This is a genomic window from Novosphingobium organovorum (assembly GCF_022832435.1).
Classification (GTDB): domain Bacteria; phylum Pseudomonadota; class Alphaproteobacteria; order Sphingomonadales; family Sphingomonadaceae; genus Novosphingobium; species Novosphingobium organovorum.
Map to the genome: position 1 here is coordinate 13,231 of NZ_JALHLF010000030.1, position 16,661 is coordinate 29,891.

14 protein-coding genes are annotated in these 16,661 nt (G+C 66.8%); 6 read left to right on the top strand and 8 right to left on the bottom strand.

All coding sequences use genetic code 11. From position 1 onward, the window contains the following. Positions 1–2: 2 nt before the first annotated feature. From MTR62_RS09575 to MTR62_RS09585, 3 genes are all read right to left on the bottom strand, one after another. Positions 3–1,178, bottom strand: coding sequence for an alanine racemase (locus MTR62_RS09575; protein WP_244019774.1), 1,176 nt, complete (start codon positions 1,176–1,178; stop codon positions 3–5). Positions 1,179–1,217: 39 nt separating this feature from the next. Next, positions 1,218–2,072 (bottom strand): GNAT family N-acetyltransferase, encoded by an 855-nt coding sequence (locus MTR62_RS09580; RefSeq protein ID WP_244019783.1) that lies wholly within the window; start codon positions 2,070–2,072, stop codon positions 1,218–1,220. Between the two features lie 119 nt (positions 2,073–2,191). Continuing rightward, complete coding sequence (locus MTR62_RS09585; RefSeq protein ID WP_244019785.1) at positions 2,192–3,406, bottom strand: DUF1624 domain-containing protein; 1,215 nt, start codon at positions 3,404–3,406, stop codon at positions 2,192–2,194. A gap of 450 nt (positions 3,407–3,856) precedes the next feature. Between MTR62_RS09585 and MTR62_RS09590 the strand changes: the two genes are divergently transcribed. Next, positions 3,857–5,386 (top strand): ABC transporter substrate-binding protein, encoded by a 1,530-nt coding sequence (locus MTR62_RS09590; protein WP_244019787.1) that lies wholly within the window; start codon positions 3,857–3,859, stop codon positions 5,384–5,386. Positions 5,387–5,538: 152 nt separating this feature from the next. Here the strand turns inward: MTR62_RS09590 and MTR62_RS09595 are convergent, their stop codons facing one another. The 5 genes from MTR62_RS09595 to MTR62_RS09615 form a co-directional block, all read right to left on the bottom strand. Next, on the bottom strand, positions 5,539–6,276 hold the full coding sequence (locus tag MTR62_RS09595; protein WP_244019797.1) for a cupin domain-containing protein: 738 nt from the start codon (positions 6,274–6,276) through the stop codon (positions 5,539–5,541). Between the two features lie 8 nt (positions 6,277–6,284). Continuing rightward, positions 6,285–6,953 carry a haloacid dehalogenase type II gene (locus MTR62_RS09600; protein WP_244019807.1) on the bottom strand — a complete coding sequence of 223 codons (669 nt, stop codon included), beginning with the start codon at positions 6,951–6,953 and terminating at the stop codon, positions 6,285–6,287. A gap of 227 nt (positions 6,954–7,180) precedes the next feature. Further along, the gene (locus MTR62_RS09605) at positions 7,181–8,998 is read right to left on the bottom strand and encodes an ABC transporter ATP-binding protein (RefSeq protein ID WP_244019809.1); all 1,818 of its coding nucleotides are present in this window, start codon (positions 8,996–8,998) and stop codon (positions 7,181–7,183) included. Next, on the bottom strand, positions 8,995–9,858 hold the full coding sequence (locus tag MTR62_RS09610) for an ABC transporter permease (RefSeq protein ID WP_244019811.1): 864 nt from the start codon (positions 9,856–9,858) through the stop codon (positions 8,995–8,997). Before MTR62_RS09610 ends, MTR62_RS09605 begins: the two co-directional genes overlap by 4 nt. Continuing rightward, entirely contained in the window at positions 9,855–10,814 is a 960-nt protein-coding gene (locus tag MTR62_RS09615; protein ID WP_244019813.1) for an ABC transporter permease, read from the bottom strand. Before MTR62_RS09615 ends, MTR62_RS09610 begins: the two co-directional genes overlap by 4 nt. Before the next feature lie 259 nt (positions 10,815–11,073). Between MTR62_RS09615 and MTR62_RS09620 the strand changes: the two genes are divergently transcribed. The 5 genes from MTR62_RS09620 (at position 11,074) to MTR62_RS09640 (ending at position 16,532) form a co-directional block, all read left to right on the top strand. Further along, entirely contained in the window at positions 11,074–11,931 is an 858-nt protein-coding gene (locus MTR62_RS09620; protein WP_244019815.1) for a GNAT family N-acetyltransferase, read from the top strand. After that, a complete protein-coding gene (locus MTR62_RS09625) occupies positions 11,931–13,406 on the top strand; it encodes an NAD-dependent succinate-semialdehyde dehydrogenase (protein WP_244019818.1) in 1,476 nt (491 codons plus the stop codon). Before MTR62_RS09620 ends, MTR62_RS09625 begins: the two co-directional genes overlap by 1 nt. After that, complete coding sequence (locus tag MTR62_RS09630; RefSeq protein WP_244019820.1) at positions 13,403–14,479, top strand: tartrate dehydrogenase; 1,077 nt, start codon at positions 13,403–13,405, stop codon at positions 14,477–14,479. Before MTR62_RS09625 ends, MTR62_RS09630 begins: the two co-directional genes overlap by 4 nt. A gap of 134 nt (positions 14,480–14,613) precedes the next feature. Further along, the gene (locus MTR62_RS09635; RefSeq protein WP_244019823.1) at positions 14,614–15,993 is read left to right on the top strand and encodes an aminotransferase class III-fold pyridoxal phosphate-dependent enzyme; all 1,380 of its coding nucleotides are present in this window, start codon (positions 14,614–14,616) and stop codon (positions 15,991–15,993) included. A 41-nt stretch (positions 15,994–16,034) separates the two neighbouring features. After that, positions 16,035–16,532 (top strand): Lrp/AsnC family transcriptional regulator, encoded by a 498-nt coding sequence (locus MTR62_RS09640; protein WP_244019825.1) that lies wholly within the window; start codon positions 16,035–16,037, stop codon positions 16,530–16,532. Positions 16,533–16,661 lie beyond the last annotated feature (129 nt).

Below are 16,661 nucleotides of genomic sequence, written 5' to 3' on the forward strand. Positions count from 1 at the left end.
CGTTACCAGCCCCGCATCCGCGGCCAGATGGCGGACACCGCGTGGCCGCGCCCTTCGACGATGCGATAGGCCTCGTGCTGGGCACCCGTCGCGCAGGCGTGATTGGGAAGAATGCGCACGCGTTCACCGATCGCCAGTTCGGGCAACGTCGCCTCGCTGCCCGCCCGCAGCGCGATGATGCCATGCTCCTGGCTGGCATCGTCAACGATCAGATCGGCAAAGGGCCTGCCCTCGATGTCGCAGACGAGACCATAGCCCTGATCGACTGGATGGCGCTGCGTCCCCCGATCGCGCGACAGCGCCATCCACCCCGCATCGATCAGGATCCACCCCTTTTCCGGGCGATGGCCGATCACCGTGGCGAGAACCGACAGCGCCAGATCGTCAATGGCGCAGACCCCGATGCCGTGCATGACCAGATCGAAGAACATGAAGACCCCCGCGCGCACTTCGCTCACCCCGGTCAGGTCGCGGGCGAAATGCGCCGTCGGAGTGGAACCGACGCTGACCACCGGGCAGGCATGCCCGGCATCGCGCAGCCTCCGGGCAGCCTCGAGCGCGGCATCGCGTTCGGCATCGGCCGCTTCGGGCAGGCCTATGCCATCGCGGCAGGCATAGGATTCGCCCGCATGGGTCAGTACGCCGCGCAAGCTGACCCCGCCGGCCTTGAGCCTATCGGCAATCGTGACAAGCCTGGGATCGGCAGGCAGGAGGCCGCCGCGATGGCCGTCGCAATCGATCTCGATCAGCACGCCCGGCATCGCCTCGCCACCCCTGGCATGCGCGACGAGCGCGTCGGCCTGCTCGGGCGAATCGATCAGTACGCCAAGGTCCACACCCCCGGCGACCAGCGCGCAGGCGCGCGCGATCTTTTCGGGCGCCAGACCGACGGCATAGGTGATGTCGGTAAAGCCGCCGCTCGCGAAGTATTCCGCCTCAGCCAGGGTCGAGACCGTGATCGGCCCCGTGCCTTCTGGAAACAGGCGGCGCGCCACATCGAGCGACTTGGCCGTCTTGACGTGCGGCCGGAAGGCGACGCCCAGATCCGCCAGCCGCCCGCGAAGGCGCGCCACGTTGCGGTCAAGCCTGGCGCTGTCGAGGATCAGGGCGGGCGTTTCGACCGTCTCCAGTGACGGCGCTGCGCCCTGCGGAAGATCGGTAGTCACAAAGGCAGTCATGCGAAGTTATCCCAAGAACAAGAATGAAAAGCCGGCCGATCAGCCGAGCGATTGGTTGGAAAGGGCAAAAAGCCGTGCCTCACCCCGGCTTTCGGGCGGCGGCCCCAGGCTCATCGCGGTCACCGCACCCACCTGCGGCAGGCCGATCGCCTCGAGCCAGGGCGACAGACCGCTGGCGCGCGGCACGTCGATGCGCACGAACGCGCCTTCCAGCCCTTGCGCCAGCGCCGCGATCAGGGCCTGCGCCGCCTCGGCGTCGGGCGCGACCACCGGCCCGATCACCCAGCCACGCCCCCACGCCCGGCGGCAGCCATAGCCACACACCGCGCCCGCGCGCTCGATCACCTGGAATGCGCCAACCGCCGCCAGCGCTCCGACCAGATTGTCGCGCTCCATCGCGCTGGCATCGCGATCCAGCGCGCGCAGGATCGGCCAGTCGGCCGCCTGCGGATCGCGAATGCGCCAATCCTTGGCCGGTTCGGGCGCCGGGCCGAGCACGGCCTGATGCTGGTGGACCGCGCCATACGGCACGAAGCCAAGCCGCGCATAGAGGGCATAGCCCTCCTCGGTCGAATTGAGCACCCGGCAACGCCCTGCGGTCTGGCGCAGCAATTCGCCCATGAGGGCCGCGCCAATACCCTGGCGCTGGGCCTGTTCGGCGACGATGATCATGCCGATCGCGGCAACGTCGTCACCGTAGGGCCACCACAGCGCGGTCCCGCACAGCTGCCCGTCCCGCACAACGGCAAGGCCATGCCCCAGCTCGAGCGCGAAGGCCCAGTCCTCGAGCCGGTAGGGCCAGTGCAGCGCCTGCGACAGGCCAAGCGCCTGACCCAGCAGCGCATGGTCCAGCGGCTGGACCGATACCGGCTGCGATTTGCTCGACGTTTCCATGCCTTGCGCCCCTGACTATGCCGACCGGTTCTAACCCCGGCGCGGTGATGTTTGCTGCCGCATTCAGGGGATGTGCCGCATAAAATGCCGAAGTCATCCCCTGTCGCGAACAGGCCCGGTCAGAAGTACTTCAGCCAGGCGATATCGCGCCGCCGCTTCTTGAGCCGCGAGAACCAGGCCGTGGGAATGTAGAGCGGAACGATCAGGCCGACATACCAGGCCAGCACCCAGCCGTAGCTGCTGACGCCGAACAGGGTGTCGTGGTTGGGCCCGAAGATGGCGAGCGCCGAGTGGTAGAGGATGCGCAGGACGCTGAGATGGAACAAGTAGAAGAACATCGGCGCGCCCCCGAAAATGGCCAGCTTTTCGGTCAGCCAGCCGCCCTGAAGACGTTCGAACAGCACCAGCAGCAGGCAGCCCAGCCCCAGCGTGGGCATCAGGAAAAGCAGCGAGGCGGGATATTTGGTGAGCGAAATGAACCCCAGCGCCGTGCGCAGCGGATCGCCTTCGACCACCGACCAGGGCTTGTCGCCATAGCCGTTCATCGCGCGCAGCACGACGAAGGCGACCAGAAGCCCCAGCCCCAGCTGAATCAGGCGGCGCTGGCGCGTGGCTGCGGGAACATCGGACACGAACCAGGGGCCGATGCCATAGCCAAGCACCATCACGCCGATCCACACCAGGATCGGGTAGCTGGTCTTGATCTGCAGGCCCGCCACGAACGGGAAGATCGCGTTCTGGTGCAGCTCTGCCCAGAGGGGAAACAGCGCATCGCCCGGCGCAAGCTGGATCGGATCGAGCAGATTGTGCCCGCATACGATCACCAGCCCCAGCCCGATCAGCGCCGGGCGCGGCAGGCGGATCAGCGCGGCCAGGATGATCATGCACAAGCCAATGCACCAGATCACCTGCAGCCACAGCGTGGGCTTGGCGATGCCCCAGTAGAGCGGCGAAAGGAAGAACACCTCGATCGCCATCAACAGGAGCCCGCGCTTGAGGAGGAAGCGGGTGGTCTCCTCGATCGTATGCTTGCTGTGGAAGAGATAGACGCCAAGCCCGGTCAGCGCAACGAAGATCGGCGCACACAAACTGACCAGGAAGCGCGCGAAGACCACGATCGGCAGCGAGACGCGCACGTCCATCGGGTCCTGCACGGGAACGTAGAGGAACCAGGTCTCGCGGATATGGTCGAGCAGCATGAGGACCATCACGAAGCCGCGCAGGGCGTCGATGTTCTGCAGGCGTGCGACCGCCTTGACCTTATCGGTGACGGTGCGCCCATCCACCCCCGGCTGGCGTGCGCTATCTAACGGAACGGCGGCGCTGGCGACCATCTTGAACCCCTTGCAATGGACGAATAACCATGAGCGTCCATTAAACGCGATCCCGCTGGCAGGATATACTGTATCGTCGATGGCCACCGTCGGGACCTGCGAAAGATGCGCCGGGTTTCAGCAAGAAATGCTGCCGGCACAGCCCCGGCGCCCGGACGCCGCGATCGGGCAAGCGGGGAGTCCGGTGCGCCGCAGGTGCGGGGGAGGCAGCAGGTGCGAAGGAGGCAGGCCAGGCTGCATCAGGCCGGATTGCATCAGAACAGACTGGCCCAGCCGGGCACACGGCGGCAGGGCCTGCGGTGGCGGGCGATCCATTTGGAATAATGGCCGGGCCCGAACGGGCGATTCGGCAGACATGGCTTGCGCAAATCCGCCATTGTGGCCAGCCATCCGCAACGCCCGGCCCGGCCCGGTCGGGCTCTTCGCCGGGATCGAAAGGAAACCATCACAATGAGCGGCGCAATGTTTGACAGGCGTGGTTTCCTCGGCGCGAGCGCCCTTGGCCTGGCCGCCTCGGGATGCTCGTGGCTGCCCCCGCGCCGCGCCGTCGCGGGCGGCCAGATACGCGTTGCGGGGGCCACCAGTTCGATCGCGGACACGCTCGATCCCGCCCGCCAGATGGCGGTGATGGACTATTGCCGCTGCAACATGTTCTACGATGGCCTCACCCGTGCCGATGCCCAGCAGCGCGCGCAGCCCGCGCTGGCCGAAGCGATCGACACGCGCGATGCGAAGACCTGGACGATCAAGCTGCGCAAGGGTGTCCGCTTCCACGACGGCAGGCCACTGACCCCGCGCGATGTCGTCTATTCGATCCGGCGCCACACCGATCCCGCGGTCGGCTCGAAAGCCCGGACGTTCATGGACCAGTTCGCCGATGTGCGCGAATGGGGCGAGGACGCGGTGCGCATCGAACTGGTCGGCCCCAACGCCGATCTTCCGGTGATCCTCAGCCTGCCGCAGTTCAAGATCATCCGCGACCAGACGCGCCGGTTCCACACCGCGAACGGGACCGGGCCGTTTCGCTGCGCCGAATTCGATCCGGGCGTGCGCTCGCTGTCACAGCGCTTCGATGACTACTGGCGCGGGCCGGTCCGGCTGGGCGAAGTGGAACTGTTCGCGATCAGCGACGAAAGCGCCCGCATCAATGCCCTGCTTTCGGGCGACGTGGACCTCATCGCCGAAGTCAATCCACGCATTGCGCCGCGGCTGGTCGAACAGGGCGTGAACCTGCTGGTCTCCCGATCGGGCGGCTATACCGACCTTGTCATGCGGCTTGATCAGGCGCCGGGCCGCTCGCCCGAATTCGTGCGCGCCATGAAGCTGCTGCTCGATCGCGAGGCGATGAACCGCGTCATCTTCCGCAATTACGCGACGATCGCCAACGATCATCCGATCCCGCCTTACAGCCCCTACTTCAACGCCGATCTGCCCCAGCGCCCCTACGATCCCGACGAAGCACGATCGCTGATCCGCAAGGCGGGGCTGGCCGGAAGCCGCGTGCCGATGGTCGTCTCCAGCGCCGCGCTCAAGTCCGAGGACATGGGCGTGCTGATTCAGGAAGCGGCCAGCCGCGCCGGGTTGCACATCGACCTGCGGCGCCAGCCCCCCGACGGCTACTGGGCCAACAACTGGATGAAGGACGCCATCGGCTTCGGCAATATCAACCCGCGTCCCACCCCGGACATCATCTTCACGCAGTTCTTCGCATCCACCGCATCGTGGAACGAATCGGGCTGGTCCGACGCCCGCTTCGACCGCAGGCTGCTCGAAGCGCGCGGTTCGACCGACGAAGCGTTGCGCAAGGCGATCTACGGCGAGATGCAGGCCATGATCCACGCGCGTTCGGGCGTGGGCATCCCGCTCTTCCTGAGCATGCTCGATGCCTACAATCCGCGCGTCAAGGGGCTCAGGCCCATGCCGCAAGGCGGGCTCATGGCCTATGACTTCGCCTCCCACGTCTGGGTCGAAGACGCCTGACGGACGCGCGCGGCCCCGTCACGCGGCATCCCGGCCCAGCGGGCGCTGCGGCCAGCCCCGGCCTTGCCCGCCCGTGCCCGCCCGTACCCGGACACGGAAAAGGGGCGGCCGCATCCAGCGATGCAACCGCCCCTTTTCAGGGCTGGCGGAGTTCAGGCAACCGCGCGCTGGGTCGCATAGATCTTGCGAACATAACGCTCGCTGATCCAGGCACAGCCCTCCCCGCGCACGAACAGGCACACGTCGCCGGCGCAAAAAGTGATCTGCCCCGCCGCATCGGCGAAGGTCACCGCGCCGTCGAGCAGATACATCAGCTCGACCTGGCGATAGGGGATCTGGATGCGGTGATAGGGCGTGGAGTCCCAGACACCGGCAACGAATTCCCGGTTCGCCGACCAGTAGTCGGAATGGTTGCGGCACGACGGCACCGGTCCGACGAGGTTTTCGACGAGCGGCGCGCTGGAGGGTTCCAGCTCGGCCGTCTGGTCGATCAGGACCGGGATTTCGCGCGTGCCCACCGTTTCGGTCGGGGCGGCATAGACGATTGCCAGGGCGGCCTCGCTGGCGCGCCAGGTAAAGCCGGTGCCCAGCGGCAGAACGCACGCGCTGCCCGCTTCCAGCACCAGCACGCCCGCCGCGCTCGCGATCTCCAGCCGGCCGCCAAGCAGCAGCACGCACTCATCGCTCGCAAGCCGCTCGACCCGGCCTTCGCCGCGCGGAGCGAGCGCGCTGACCACCGCCTTGTCGTCGGCAAAGGCCGGCACCGCGCGCCCGTCGAACCACGAGGTCGAGGGGCGAGCGCCCCGTGCATAGGCGCGCATGTCCAGCACCGCCCCGACCGGACTGGCGCCCGGAACCTCGCGCACGACCTCGTTCACGACTTCGCTCACGATCTCGTTCACAGGCCGACCAGACCCGGCAAGCCGCCGATGTCGGGAATTTCGTTCACTTCGTAATAGCTGTTGAGTGGCTCGTGCCCGCGATTGACGAAGGCCTTCATCTTGAAGCCCATGTCGTAGGCGGTCATCAGGTCGTAGCGGAAGCTCGAGGACACGTGCAGCACATCCTCCGGTCCGCAGCCCAGCGTATCGAGCATGAACTCGAAGCCCTTCATCCGGGGCTTGTAGGAATTGGCCTCCTGCGCGGTGCAGACGGTGTGGAACGGCGCTTCCAGCTTTGCCACGCTGAACGGGATCAGATCGATCATCGAGTTCGACAGGATCACCAACGGGATTTCGGCCGCCACCCGCTTGAGCGGCGCAACAACGTCGGGATGCGGGTTCCAGGTCGGGATCGCGGCATAGAGAGCCTCCCCGTCGCTGTCCCTGTACTCAACCCCGTTGCGCTTGCAGGCGCGCTGCAAGGCTTCGGCGACGACTTGGGCGTAAGGGCGAAACGCCCCCAGCACGGCGTCGAGCCGATAGGCGGAAAAATCGCGGCAGAACTGCTCCAGCGCCGCCCCACCAAGGCGATCCGCATAGACCTGGCGGGCGACGGGGGCCATTTCGAAATTGATGAGTGTTCCGTAACAATCGAACGAGATGAATTTCGGCTTCAAGTGCGACATAGACGCCCCATTTGTGGACTAAGCAATTCGTGCAGGAAAAGAGGAGCGAGGGCCGCCCGCAACTCCGGGCAAGTCCGCTCAGGCGGGTTTCACTGCGCCGTGCAGACTAGACCGCAAGGCCCGAGCGATGGCGCCTTTTTGCGCCGGAAAACCGGCGAAGCGCCGCTTCCGCGCGCGCCCTGGCAGCATAACATGCCGCTCCTCGGCAGCGCCGCGATCGCACAGGCTCATCGCCGGGCTCCGGCGAGCAGGGCTTCGAGCTCCAGATGGCAGGCAATCGAACGGTCCTCAAGCGCCTGCAGCGGCGGCACCACGGTTTGGCAGGCCGACACGCGCCCTGCCGTGCAGCGCGCGAAGAACCGGCAGGCCGCGTCGCCGTCGAACGGCCGGCGGTCCTGCTGCGTGGTTCCCGCCGGCGTCTCCTCAAGCCAGCCGGGCCGCAATTCGGGCACCGAATCCATCAGCAGGCGGGCGTAGGGATGATGCGCGCCCGTGCCCAGCGCCTCGCGCTTCGCCAGCTCGACCGGCACGCCGCCATAAAGCACCATCACGTCATCGGCGATGGCCCGCACGATGCCGATATCGTGGGTGATGAACAGGAAGGCCAGCCCCAGCTCGCCCCGCAGCTCCACCAGCAGGTCGAGCACCGCTTCGGCCACCACCGGATCGAGCGCGGAGGTCACTTCGTCGCACAGCAGGAGGTCCGGGCGGGCCGCCAGGGCCCGCGCCAGATTGACCCGCTGCTTCTGCCCGCCCGACAGTTCGCCCGGACGGCGCGTCATGAGGCTCGCGGGCATCTTGACCAGATCGAGCAGCCGCGCGACTTCGGCGCGCTTTTCACGCCCGCGCAGGCCATGGAAGAAGGTCAGCGGACGACCGATCGATTCGGCGATCGACACCGCCGGGTTGAGCGCGGTGTCGGCGTTCTGGAAAACCATCTGGACCCGGCGCAACTGGTCGCGGCTGCGCTCCTTGATGGTCCTGGGCAGCGCCAGCCCATCGAGCGTGAGATAACCCGAGGCCGGGGCGTGAAGGCCCGCGATCGCCCGCGCCAGCGTGCTCTTGCCGCTGCCCGATTCGCCGATCACGCCCAGAATCCGCCCCCGATCGATCTGGAACGACACATCGTCGAGGATGCGCACCTGAGGGTTGTCCTGGGCATCGACCCGGCCATAGCCCGCCACGACCTTGCGCAGCGCCAGCAAGGGCGCCTCACCCTGTCCGCGCGCGCGTTCGGGCAGCGCCTGCGCTGGCGGGCGCGGCGCGGCCGCGGTCACCAGCGCCTGGGAGTAGCCATGCCCTGGCGCGAACAGGATCTGGCCAACCGCGCCGATTTCCTGGATCGCGCCCTGGCGCAGCACGCAGATGCGATCGGCGATCTGGGCGACCACCGCCAGGTCGTGGCTGACATAGACCGCCGTCGTACCCAACTCGCGGACCACCGCCTTGAACGCCTTGAGCACTTCGATCTGGGTCGTCACGTCGAGCGCGGTCGTCGGCTCATCGAAGATCACCAGCGCGGGATCGGTAATCAGCGCCATCGCGGCCATCAGGCGCTGCAACTGTCCGCCCGAGACCTGGTGCGGGTAGCGATCGCCCACCCCATCGGGATCGGGCAGGGCCAGCGCCCGAAACAGCGCGCGCGCCTTGTCCTGCGCCTCGCCGCGGCGCATCAGCCCGTGGATCAGCGCGGGCTCGATCACCTGCTCCATGATCGTGAGCATCGGATTGAACGCTGCTGCCGCGCTTTGCGCCACATACGTCACGACTCGCCCGCGCACGCCGCGCAATTGCGGTTCTGCGTACTGGTCGAGCCGATGCCCGGCGACCTCGATCACGCCTTTCGAGATCCGGCAACCGCGCCGGGCGTAGCCCAGCAGCGACAAGGCGATGGTGGTCTTGCCCGACCCCGATTCGCCGATCAGCGCCAGCACTTCGCCGGGCTGGAGATCGAAGCCGATATCGTGGACGATCGCGCGCGCCGCGCCATCGGCGCCGGTCGCGCAGATCTCGAGCCCGGACAGGCGAACGAGCGGCGCGCTCATCGCGAACCTCCCGCGCGCGGCGTACCCGATGCGGCATCGATCAGTAGGTTCATCCCGATCGTCAGCGATGCGATCGCAACGGCTGGAACCAGCACCGCCGACGATCCGAAGCTGAGCCCGGCGATGTTTTCCCGGACCAGCGACCCCAGGTCCGCATTGGGCGGCTGCACCCCGAGCCCGAGGAAGCTCAGGCCACTCAACAGCAGGGTGACGAAGACGAAGCGCAGCCCGAAATCGGCCGCGATCGGCCGGATCACGTTGGGCAGGATCTCGCACAGGACGATATAGCCGATCCCCTCCCCGCGCGCCCGCGCGACGGTCACGAAATCGAGCGCGGTCACGTTGAGCGCCAGCGCGCGCGCCGTCCGAAAGGCACCGGGCGTATAGACCAGCGCCAGCGTCCCGGTGAGAACCGCGCTCGACGCGCCAAGCGAAGCGATGACAACGAGGCCGAACATCAGCGAGGGCACAGCGTTGATCGTATCGAACAGCTTGCTCAACACCGCATCCAGCCACCCTCCCGACGCTGCGGCCAGCCCGCAAAAAATACCGGTCATCGCGGCGATCAGCGTGGCCATCAGCGAAATTCCCACGGTAAAGCGCGCGGCCACCAGCACCCGGCTGAGCACGTCGCGGCCCAGGTAGTCGCTGCCCAGCGGGAACTGCCGGCTGGCCGGGCTGAACACGTCGAGATCGACGACCTGGCCGGGCGAATACGGCGCGAGCATCGGACCGATCACCGCGATCACCAGCCAGAAGCCGACGATGGAGGCGCCCAGGATCAGGCTGAAGTGCGCGCGCACAAAACGCAGCGCAGCGATCGGGCGGCGCGAAGCCGCCGGAGAAAGGGGGTAATTCATCGGTGGCGCAGCCTGGGATTGGAAAGGATCGCGACGATATCGGCAGCCGTGACGAGCAGCAGATAAGCCGCGGAAAAGATCATGGCGACGGTCTGGATCATCGGCAGGTCCCGGGTGCTTACCGCGTCGACCATGAGCCGGGCGACCCCCGGATAGTTGAAGATCACCTCGATCACGATCACCCCGCCGAGCAGGACGGAAAGACTGAGCGCGATCGCGTTGGCGATCGGGCCAACCGCGTTGGGCAAGGCGTGGCGCAGCACCAGCCGGGCGGGCGATACGCCCTTCAGCCGCGCCGCCTCGACATAGCTGCTGTCGAGCGCATCGCACACCGCGGCGCGGGTCATGCGGATCATCTGGGCGACCACCACGCAGGCCAGCGTCATGACCGGCATGGCGAAGGTGCGCACCAGATCGAGCGGCGTCTCGATCGTGCGCCCCGAAGACAGCGCGGGCAGCCAGTGCAGCGTAACCGCAAAGATCAGCACCGCGATCGTCGCGATCAGGAATTCGGGCACCGAGACGACCGCGATCGTCGCCATGCTGATCGCCCGGTCGAGCAGCGAGCCGCGCCGGACCGCCGCGAGGATGCCCAGCGCCAGCGCGAGAGGAACCGAAACCAGCGCGGTGAGCCCCGCCAGTTGCAGCGAACTGGCGAGCCGGGGCAGGACCGTCGCCGAGACCGGCATTCCGGTGATCAGCGAAGTCCCCATGTCCCCGCCCAGCAGATCGCGAGCCCATTCCAGATAGCGCAGATAGGCGGGCTGATCGAGGTGCATCGCCGCGCGCAGGCCCGCCAGCGCCTCGGGCGTGGCGCTCTGCCCCAGGATCGCCTCGGCCGCATCGCCGCCCATCAGCAGCGAGATCGAGAACACCGCCAGCGAGACGAGGAACAGCGTCAGCAGGGCTCCGCCAATCCGGCGCGCCACCAGCGCGAGCAGCCAGCGATCAGGCATGGTCGCAACGCAGGCAGGCATTTATGCCGGCGCACATTCGCGAATGTGCAAGAACATGGGTCATGACGCGCCGCTTCCTCCCGAAATCGCAGGCCTGAAAGGTAACAGGTATGGGCAGCATGAAATTTCGGAATAGGCATCATATCCAACGCAAACGACCATGCGCAAATTGAAGCGCAGCACCGAATGCCATGCGAAGCGGTGTAGAGCCTGTGCAAAGACGAGCAATTGGACAGACCCTGTCCGGAAGGAAATCACGATGGCGACACTGCCGGACAATCGGCTCACGCTGCGCGCGATGGAAAACGACGACATCCCCACGATCCAGGCCATGGCCCAGGCCGAGCAATGGCCCCATCGCAAGCAGGATCTGGCCGCGATGCTCGAACTGGGCGCGGGTATCATCGCCCTCGTGGAAGGCAAGGTCATCGGTTCGGCGATGTGGTGGCTCTGGGGGGAAACCCAGGCCACGCTCGGAATGATCCTGGTCTCCCGACCGTTCCGGGGCGGCGGCATCGGACGCATCATCATGGAGACCGCGCTCGACCAGATCGGCGCGCGCACGATCCAGATGTTGACCACCGAAAGCGGCCTGCCGCTGGCGCGCAAGTTCGGCTTTCGCGGCGTGTCCGAAGTGCGCCAGCATCAGGGCACTTCGTTCACCGCGCCGCTCATTCCGCTCGCCCCCGACGAACGGATCCGGCCGATGGGGCAGAGCGACATCGCCCCTGTGGCGGCGCTTGCCAAGGCCGCCTGCGGGCTTGATCGCCAGGCGCTCGTTCCCGTCCTCTTCGAAAAAGGGCACGCCGTCGTGCTCGATCGCGGCGGCGAGACGATCGGGTTTGCCTTCTTCCGCCGGTTCGGACGCGGCTATGTCATCGGCCCCGTCGTCGCGCCTGACATTCCGCGTGCCAAGGCCCTCATCGCGCAGTGGCTGGGCGCGCGCAGCGGGGAATTCACCCGCCTCGACATGATCGGCGAATGCGGTCTGCACGACTGGCTGGAAGACCTCGGCCTGATCCGTATCAACCGCTTCGTGACGATGGTGCGCGGCGAGGAGCCCAGCATCGCGCAGCCCGGACAATCCTTTGCCATCACCAGCCAGGCCCTGTTCTGATGACCCTTGCCGAGCACCTCCAGGACCCCGCTCTCTTCGTCGAGGCCTGTCTCATCGATGGCCAGTGGCGCACCGGCCTGCCGGGCGGAACACTGACCGTTCGCGATCCCGCCACCGGGCAAACGGTCGGCGCGGTGCCCTGCTGCGACAGCGCGGCCACAGCCGAGGCGATCGACGCCGCTGAGGCCGCGCTGGCGCCGTGGCAGGCGCGCACCGCCGATGACCGGGCCAACCTTCTCGAAGCCTGGCACGCGCTGATCCTCGCCGCCGTGCCCGACCTCGCCCGGATCATGACCGCCGAACAGGGCAAGCCGCTGGCCGAAGCGCAGGGCGAGATCCGCTACGCCGCCTCCTTCGTCAAATGGTTCGCGGCCGAAGGCCGCCGGGTCTCGGGCCACGACATCCCCGCGCCCACCCGCGATCGCCGGGTGCTCGCGCTCAAGCAGCCGGTCGGCGTGTGCGGCATCATCACGCCGTGGAACTTTCCCGCCGCCATGATTACCCGCAAGATCGCTCCCGCGCTTGCGGCGGGCTGCACGGTGGTCATCAAGCCGTCCGAACTGACCCCCTTCACCGCGCTCGCGCTCGCCGTCCTGGCCGAGCGCGCCGGGATTCCGAGCGGCGTCGTCAACATCGTCACCGGCCTGCCCGAAGCCATCGGCAACACGCTGACCGCGAGCCCTCTCGTGCGCAAGATCTCGTTCACCGGATCGACCCGCGTCGGCAGCCTGCTCATGCGCCAGTCGGCCGATACGGTGAAGCGGCTGAGCTTCGAGCTGGGCGGCAACGCGCCGTTCATCGTGTTCGACGACGCCGACCTCGAAGCTGCGGTCGAAGGCGCCATGGCCAGCAAGTTCCGCAACGCCGGGCAGACCTGCGTGTGCGCCAACCGCATCTACGTGCAGGCCGGCATCCACGATCGCTTCGTCGCCGCGCTGGCGGCCAGGGTCGCCGCGCTCAAGGTCGGTGCCGGGCATGAGCCGGGGGTGACCATGGGTCCGCTGATCAACGCCGAGGCGGTGCGCAAGGTTGCCGCCCATCTCGACGATGCGCTCGCCCATGGCGCGCGCATCGTCGCCAGCGCGCCCGCTCCCGAAGGCCCGACTTTCGCCCGCCCGGTGCTGCTGACCGGCGCCGACCAGCGGATGCGTCTTGCCAGCGAGGAAACCTTCGGACCGCTCGCGCCGATCTTCCGCTTCGAGCACGAAGCCGAGGCGATCGCGCAGGCCAACGCCACCCCGTTCGGGCTGGCCAGCTACTTCTACACCAACGACCTGCGCCGCGCCTGGCGGGTGGGCGAAGCGTTGGAATTCGGGATGGTCGGTCTCAACACCGGCCTCATTGCAATGGAGATGGCGCCCTTTGGCGGCATCAAGCTTTCCGGGCTCGGCCGGGAAGGGGGCCAGGAAGGAATCGAGGAATACCTCGAGACCAAGGCTTTCCACTGGGCCGGTCTCGAGGGGATGACGGCATGAATGCGAAGCGGGAATACACGATCGCGGTGATCGCGGGCGACGGAATCGGCCAGGAAGTGATGCCCGAGGGTATCCGCGCGCTGGAAGCCGCCGCCCATCACCATGGCTTCACGATCAACCAGCAATGGCACGATTTTTCCAACTGCGACTACTACCTCAAGCACGGCACGATGATGCCCGAGGACTGGAAGGCGCAGATCGGCGATGTCGATGCGGTGTTCTTCGGCGCCGTCGGCTGGCCCGAAACGGTGCCCGATCACGTCTCGCTGTGGGGGTCGATCATCCAGTTCCGCCGCGAATACGACCAGTATGTCAGCCTGCGCCCCGCGCGGCTGATGCCGGGTGTCCCCTGCCCGCTGGCCGGGCGCGCACCGGGCGATATCGACATGATGATCGTACGCGAGAACACCGAGGGCGAATACAGCGCGATCGGCGGCATCTCGTTTCCCGGCACCGAGCGCGAAGTGGTCGTCCAGGAAACGATCATGACCCGCCACGGCACCGATCGCATCCTCAAGTACGCCTTCGACCTGGCGCAGCGTCGCCCCAAGAAGCACCTCACCTCGGCCACCAAGTCGAACGGCATCGCCATCACCATGCCCTGGTGGGACAGCCGCGTCGAGGCGATGGCCAGAGCCTATCCCGAAATCCGCACCGACAAGTACCATATCGACATCCTGACCGCGCAGTTCGTGATGAACCCCGATCGCTTCGACGTGGTCGTCGCCTCGAACCTGTTCGGTGACATTCTCTCGGACCTTGGCCCGGCCTGCACCGGCACGATCGGCATCGCGCCTTCGGGCAACATCAATCCCGACGGCGCCTTTCCTTCGCTGTTCGAGCCCGTCCACGGCTCGGCCCCGGACATTGCCGGGCAAGGCATCGCCAACCCGGTCGGCCAGGTCTGGGCCGGTGCGATGATGCTCGAGCATCTGGGTGAAACGCAGGCCGCGGCGAGCCTGATGCGCGCGATCGAGACCACCTTGTCGACCCCTTCGGCGCGCACCCGCGACCTCGCCGGGCAGGCCTCGACGCAGGACTGCGGCAAGGCACTGGCCAGCCAGATCGGCTGAGCCCCCGCGCCGCGCAGCATATTATGCCGCGCGGCGCGGCGAATTGGCAGGTGCGGCCAGATTCGCGTGCCAGATCGAAACCACGTGCACCCGCGCCGCGCTAGACTGGCCGGTACTGGCTGCTGAGAGGTCACATGTATCTGAATTCCCTCATCGAGAGTGACCGTCGTCACCTCATCCACCCGGTCTCGGCCTACCGCGCGCACGAAGCGCGCGGGGCAACCGTGCTTGCCAGCGCGCAGGGCATGTACGTCACCGACCAGTCGGGCCACGAACTGCTCGACGCCTTTGCCGGCCTGTGGTGCGTCAACGTGGGCTACGGGCAGGAAAGCATCGTCTCCGCCGCCGCCGAGCAGATGCGCCGCCTGCCTTACGCCACGGGCTATTTCTCGTTCGCCAGCGAACCGACCATCCGCCTCGCCGAACGGCTCGCCGACCTCTCCCCCGAAGGGCTGACGCGCGTCTATTTCACGCTCGGCGGATCGGACGCGGTGGATTCGGCGATCCGGTTCATCGTCCACTACTTCAACGCCACCGGCCGTCCCGCCAAGAAGCAGATGATCGCGCTCGACAAGGGCTATCACGGCTCGTCGAGCACCGGCGCGGGGCTGACCGGCCTTCCCGCCTTCCACCGCCAGTTCGACCTGCCGCGCGCCTGGCAGCACCACATCCCTGCCCCTTACGCCTATCGCAGCGAGGTGGGCGCCGATGATGCGGCGCTGATCGCGCAATCGGTCGCCCAGCTCAGGGCCAAGGTCGAGGAACTCGGCGCCGAAAACGTCGCGGCGTTCTTCGCCGAACCGGTGCAGGGCTCAGCCGGCGTACTCGTGCCGCCGCGCGGCTGGCTCAAGGCGATGCGCGATACCTGCCGCGAACTCGATATCCTGTTCGTCGCCGACGAGGTGATTACCGGGTTCGGGCGCACCGGCCCACTCTTCGCCTGCGAGAGCGAAGGCGTCAGCCCCGATCTCATGACCATGGCCAAGGGGCTGACCGCAGGCTACGCGCCGATGGGCGCGGTGCTGATGAGCGAGGCGATCTACGCCGGTATCGCCGATGGTCCCGACAATCACCTGCCGATCGGCCATGGCTTCACCTATTCGGGCCACCCGGTCAGCGCCGCGGTCGGCCTTGAAGTGCTCAGCCTCTATCTCGAAGGCGGTATTCTGGCCAACGGCCAGGAGCGCGGCGGACAGCTCCAGGCCGGCCTTGCAGGCCTCCTCGATCATCCACTGGTCGGCAACGTGCGCTCAGCCGGGATGCTGGCGGGCATCGAGCTGGTCTGCGACAAGGCCGCCAAGACCCGCTTTGCCGGAGAGATCGACATTTCGGGCAAGCTGTCAGCCGCCGCCTATGCCCGCGGGCTGATCTTCCGGGCCTTCGCCGACGGGACGATCGGGCTTGCCCCGGCGCTGAGCTGCAGCGAGGCGGACATGGGCCATCTGCTCGAGCGCCTGCGCGCCACTCTCGACGATGTTCTCGAAGACAAAGCTGTCAGGTCCGCTCTGGTCTGATATGCCCACCGGCCAACTCCATCGCAAGTGACAGCCATGCCATGATCGCGGACCCGAAACTCGACAGACTGGACTTCCGAATTCTCGCGCAGCTCCAGCGCAACGGCAGAATGACCAACGTCGATCTTGCCGATGCCGTGGGGCTGTCGCCGAGCCCCTGCCTGGCGCGGGTGAAGCGGCTGGAGAAGGCCAACTACATCACCGGCTACGGCGCGCACATCGCGCTCGCCAAGCTGGGGTCCACGCTGACGGTTTTCACGCAGATCACGCTCAAGGACCACCGCACGAGCGACTTTTCACGCTTCGAACAGCGCGCGCGCGGCGTTTCCGAGATCATCGAGTGCCATCTGGTGAGCGGCGGCTACGATTACCTGGTCAAGTTCCTGACCCGCGACGTGGCGCATTACCAGGAAGTGATGGAAGCGATCCTGGAAGGCGATTTCGGGATCGAGAAGTACTTCAGCTTCATCGTGATCAAGTCGCCGATCGTGAAGCGGCACGACCCGATCGAAACGATCTTCGAAGACCGCATGCGCTAGGGCGTAAACTCATAAAGGATGCCATCGAGGTTTGAAGCAAAATGGCTCAGGGCAAGGAGGCAGGGCGTAGGAATATGTCGATATTTCAAGACCTGCCGACGCCGCACTGGGCTATTTTGATCAAATCCC